This is a genomic window from Mesorhizobium sp. M2C.T.Ca.TU.002.02.1.1 (genome assembly GCF_003997225.1).
The window spans coordinates 1-4761 of record NZ_RZTO01000489.1 but is presented as its reverse complement, the minus strand read 5'-3'; the positions used below and the strand labels follow the sequence as shown (position 1 = coordinate 4761).

Below are 4761 nucleotides of genomic sequence, written 5' to 3'. Positions count from 1 at the left end.
CGAAAGCCCCGACCTGGAAGTGGGAGCGAGCCCACGCGCGGGCGCCATGCTGGCGCGCGCAGCGCGCGCCAGGGCGGCGCTCGACGGCCGCAACTATGTCATCCCGGACGACGTCAAGGCCTTGGCCGTGCCGGCGCTGCGCCACCGCGTCGTGCTCTCACCGGCCGCGCAGATCGACGGGCGCCTGGTCGAGCAGATCGTCTCCGACCTCGTCGACCATACGGAAGCGCCGCGTTGATCTATCCGAGCGGACGAGCGGTCTGGGCAGCGGCGGCGGGAGCGATCCCCGCCTTCCTGATCGCGCTCGCGCTTCCGCATGTCTGGTATCTCGGCCTGTTGTGGATCTGCGTGCTCCTTGCCTTCCTGGCGGTGGACGCGGCCGCGGGCAGAGGCCGCGCCGCGCTCGACGCCACGCTGACGGCGCCGCCGCAGGTGGGCATCGGCGGGCGCTTCACGCTGCACATCGCGGCCGGTGTCGGGGCAAGGCTTAGGCGCCTGCAGGCGCGTGTGGGGCATGACCAGCGCCTGCAGCCGGTCGCGGGCACCGGCGGCGCGCTGCCGGCCAATGGCGGCACGCTCGACCTCGAATTCGAGGCCATCCGCCGCGGCATCGCCAGCTTCGACCGGCTCTGGCTGCGCTGGCAAGGTCCGTTCGGGCTGGTGTGGAACCAGGTCATATTGCCGATCGACCGCAAGGTTGCGGTGCTGCCCAATGTCAACAGCGCGCGCGACGAGGCGATCACGCTGCTGCAGCGCTCGGCCCTTGCCGACGGCCATGCGCAGAAGCGCGCCGGCCAGGGCCGCGAGTTCGAGGCGCTGAAGGACTACCAGCCCGGCATGGGCCGGCGCATGATCGACTGGAAGCGCAGCGCCCGTCACGGCAAGCTTTTGGCGCGCGAGTTCCGGATCGAGGAAAACAACAACATCGTCCTGGCCATCGATAGCGGCCGCCTGATGTGCGAACCGGTCGACGGCGTGCCGAAGGTCGACCGCGCGGTGACGGCGGCGCTTCTGTCGGCCTTCATCGCGCTCAAGGGCGGTGATCTCGTCAGCCTGTTTTCCTTCGACGCCCGGCCGCGCGTCTCCAGCGGCGCGGTACGCGGCTCGCCGAGCTTCACCATGATCCAGAAGCGCGCCGCCGAGATCGACTATTCGACCGAGGAGACCAATTTCACCCTGGCGCTGACCACCCTGTCAGCCAAGCTCGACCGTCGCTCGCTGGTCATCGTCTTCACCGATTTCGTCGACCCGATCAGCGCCGAGCTGATGCTGCGCACCGTCGGCCGGCTGACCGAGCGGCATCTGGTGCTGTTCATGCTGATGAAGGATGTGGAGCTTGAAACGCTGGCCGATATGGCGCCAGCGGCGCCGGAGGACGTCGCCCGCTCCGTCACCGCCGGCGACCTGTTGCGGCAACGGCAGGTGGTGATCGGCAGGCTCAGGCTGCTTGGCGCGCATGTCATCGAGGCCGACCACCAGCGGCTCGGCCCGGCGCTGGTCGAGCGCTATATCCAGCTCAAGGAGGAGAACCTCTTATGACGCTGTCCGCCGGCGCCGATGCTGTCCGCCAGTCGCTGGCAAGCTTCCGCCAGGAACGCGAGGCCGACTGGAAAGCCTTCGAGGCACTGCTGGCGCGCGTCGAGAAGCGCGCGCCGCGCGCGCTGTCGGAGGACGAGCTTCTGTCGCTTCCGCTCCTCTACCGCTCGGCGCTGTCCTCGCTTTCGGTGGCGCGAGCGACCTCGCTCGACAGCGCGCTGATCGCCTATCTCGAGGCGTTGTGCCTGCGCGGCTATTTCTATCTCTATGGCGCTCGGCGATCCTTGAGGACACGGATCGGCGACTTCTTCCTGCACGATTGGCCGGCCGCGATCCGCGATCTGTGGCGCGAGGTGTGGGCGTCCGTCGGTTTGACGGTGATCGGCGCGATCGCCGGCTATTGGCTGGTCGCCTCCGACAAGCGCTGGTACGACGCCATCATCGCGCCGAGCCTGACGGGCGGGCGCAACCCGGATTCGCCGGCTGAGACGCTGCGCGCCGTGCTTTACGGCGGCGGCGATCATTTCCTGTCGGGGTTCGCCGCCTATCTCTTCACCCACAACACGCAGGTCTCGATCCTGGCCTTCGCGCTGGGCTTCGCCTTCGCGGTGCCCAGCGTGCTGATCATCCTGATGAATGGCTGCATGCTCGGCGCCATCTTCCAGATCTATGCCGCGAAGGGCCTGGGCTTCGAGCTCGGCGGCTGGCTTTCGATCCATGGCACGACGGAACTGTTCGCCATCGCGATTGCGGGTGCCGCCGGCATGCGCATCGGCACCAGCATCGCCTTTCCCGGCGAGCTGACCCGCATGTCGGCTGCCGCCCGGGCCGGGCGCGTGGCCGCGACCGCCATGATCGGCGTCACGGTGATGCTGCTTTTCGCCGGACTGCTGGAAGGCATCGGCCGGCAAACGATCACCAGCGATCTCGCCCGCTATTCGATCGGCGGCGGCATGCTGGCCTTCTGGATTTGCTATTTCTACCTGTTCCGGATGGTGCGGCATGGCGACCGCTAGGACAGCGAAGGTCAAGGACCCGGCGGCATTGATCCGCCCGTTGGTGACGCCGGAGGGCGTCGACCTCAGGGTGAAGCTCGCCGACGCCGGCACCCGGGCCTCGGGCTTCCTGCTCGACGTGGTGATCATCATCGTGGCGGCGGTCGTGGTAAGCCTCGTCGCCCTGTTCGGACTTGGCGGGCTTGGCGTGCAGGATGCCGAACCGCTGTTCATCGTCTGGATCATCTTCATCTTCTTCCTGCGCAACGTCTATTTCATCGCCTTCGAGGCGGGACGGCGGGCGGCCACGCCGGGCAAGCGCATGGTCGGCGTGAGGGTCGCCTCGCGCAGCGGCGCCGGCCTGACGCTCGACCAAGTCATCGCGCGCAACCTGATGCGCGAGATCGAAGTCTTTCTGCCGCTGTCGATCCTGGCCGCACGCGCCAGCGCCGATGTCGCCGACACGCTGACGACCATCTTCGGCCTGGTCTGGGCGCTGCTGTTCTCGCTGTTCCCGTTCTTCAACCGCGACCGGCTGAGGATCGGCGACCTGCTCGCCGGCACCTGGGTGGTCGAGGCGCCGAAAGTGGCGCTGCTCGAGGATCTTTCGCGGCGCAAGGACCCGATCGCGGCGCGCTTCCAGTTCAGCCCCGCGCAGCTCGACGCCTATGGCATCGCCGAGTTGCAGAAGCTTGAGGAAGTGCTGCGCCGCGACGATCATGCCGCGCTGAGGGCCGTGGCGGAGACCATCGCCCGCAAGATCGGCGCCAGGGTCGAGCCGATCGATTCAAAGGCCTTCCTCACCGCCTATTACGGCGAGCTGCGCGCGCATCTGGAACGCAAGCTGCTGCTTGGGAATAGGAAGGCGGATAAGTACGCGCGATAGCGAAGCGTCCCTCGCCTACCCCACCCACTTCTCGTAGTCGGACACCAACAGGTGCAGCGGCGCGACGTCCTCGTCGATGTTGGAGAAGCGGCCGATCGGCTCGCGGAAGACGTTGTCGGTGAGGTCGTCATTGACGGTCGAGACCTCGCCGATCAGCACATCCTTGCCCTCGGCCCAGAAGGCGTGCCAGACGCCGGGCAGCAGCGTGACGCTCTGGCCGGGATCGAGCTTCAGCAGTCCTCCCGCCGGCAGTCTGGTGATGGTGCCGTCGACCGGCACCGACACTTCGGCTTTCGGGTCGATGCCGCCGTCGCGGTCGTGCATGAAGAGTTCCAGCACCAGCTTGCCGCCGCCGCGGTTGATGATGTCCTCGGCCTTGATGTTGTGGCGGTGCATCGGCGAAAGCTGGTCCTTGCGCGAGATCATGATCTTCTCGGCATAAAGCATGCCCATGCCGAGCTTCATGTCCGCGTAGCGACCGTTGCGCACGGTGAACAGGAACAGGCCGAGCTCGTCGAACTTCTCCTGGCCGTAATCGGTGATGTCCCAGCCAAGGCGGGAGGTGAAGATGGCCGAGGAGTCGGCCTTGTGCGCCTTCATCTCTTCAGGCGACCAATAGGCGAAGGGCGGCATGATATAGCCGAAGGAGCGGATGAAGGCGTCGGCTTCGCGGATGATGTCGTTGATCTTGGAGCGCTTCATGGTGGTTCTCCTCCGGCCGCTGATTGCTGAAATCTCTCTCCGGCATAGCCGAACGCCGTTCCGCTGTCGACGCAAACCGACAGTTCTGGCCCGTGACATCCGGCCGGATCGGAGCCATAACCCAAGCCAGATTTCTTCAGCGGTGACCTTCATGCCAAGCATAGACGACCTCGACACGCCGGCGATCCTGATCGATGCGGCCCGCGCCGAAGCCAACATCAGGAAGGCGCAGGCGCATGCCGACGCCCAAGGGCTGAAGCTGCGCCCGCATATCAAGACGCACAAGCTGCCTTATTGGGCGAAGAAGCAGGTGGCGGCGGGCGCCGTCGGCATCACCTGCCAGAAGATCGGCGAGGCAGAGGTGATGGCCGACGCCGGGCTCGAGGATATTTTCCTGCCCTACAACATCCTCGGTCGCGCCAAGCTGGAGCGGCTCAAGGCGCTGCATGGGCGTGTCACGCTGTCGGTGACGGCGGACAGCCATGAGACGCTGGAGGGCCTTGCGGCCACCTTCACCGATGCCGGCCATCCATTGCCGGTGCTGGTCGAGTGCGACACCGGCATGGGCCGCTGCGGCGTCCAGAGCGCCGAAGGAGAGGCCTTTGGCCTGATCGATGACCTTTGCCAGCGTCACCGCGTCTT

At 66.6% G+C, this 4761-nt stretch carries 5 protein-coding genes and 1 pseudogene; 5 read left to right on the top strand and 1 reads right to left on the bottom strand.

What is annotated here, in order from left to right; all coding sequences use genetic code 11:
- The 4 genes and pseudogenes from EOD07_RS23050 to EOD07_RS23035 form a co-directional block, all read left to right on the top strand.
- A pseudogene (locus EOD07_RS23050) lies at positions 1–238 on the top strand (magnesium chelatase); the annotation flags it as partial.
- The gene (locus EOD07_RS23045; RefSeq protein ID WP_127237095.1) at positions 235–1539 is read left to right on the top strand and encodes a DUF58 domain-containing protein; all 1305 of its coding nucleotides are present in this window, start codon (positions 235–237) and stop codon (positions 1537–1539) included. The pseudogene EOD07_RS23050 and the gene EOD07_RS23045, both read left to right, overlap by 4 nt.
- Entirely contained in the window at positions 1536–2552 is a 1017-nt protein-coding gene (locus tag EOD07_RS23040; RefSeq protein ID WP_127237094.1) for a stage II sporulation protein M, read from the top strand. The genes EOD07_RS23045 and EOD07_RS23040 overlap by 4 nt, the downstream gene beginning before the upstream one ends.
- Positions 2539–3417: an RDD family protein gene (locus tag EOD07_RS23035; protein WP_127237093.1), complete on the top strand. Its 879-nt coding sequence runs from the start codon at positions 2539–2541 to the stop codon at positions 3415–3417. The genes EOD07_RS23040 and EOD07_RS23035 overlap by 14 nt, the downstream gene beginning before the upstream one ends.
- A 15-nt stretch (positions 3418–3432) precedes the next feature.
- Here EOD07_RS23035 and EOD07_RS23030 read toward each other — a convergent pair whose 3' ends face one another.
- Positions 3433–4119 carry a D-lyxose/D-mannose family sugar isomerase gene (locus tag EOD07_RS23030; RefSeq protein WP_040983398.1) on the bottom strand — a complete coding sequence of 229 codons (687 nt, stop codon included), beginning with the start codon at positions 4117–4119 and terminating at the stop codon, positions 3433–3435.
- A gap of 151 nt (positions 4120–4270) precedes the next feature.
- On the opposite strand from EOD07_RS23030, the gene EOD07_RS23025 reads away from it, so the two are divergent.
- Positions 4271–4761 (top strand): alanine racemase (locus EOD07_RS23025; protein WP_206519528.1); only part of this gene is annotated, 491 nt, incomplete at its 3' end.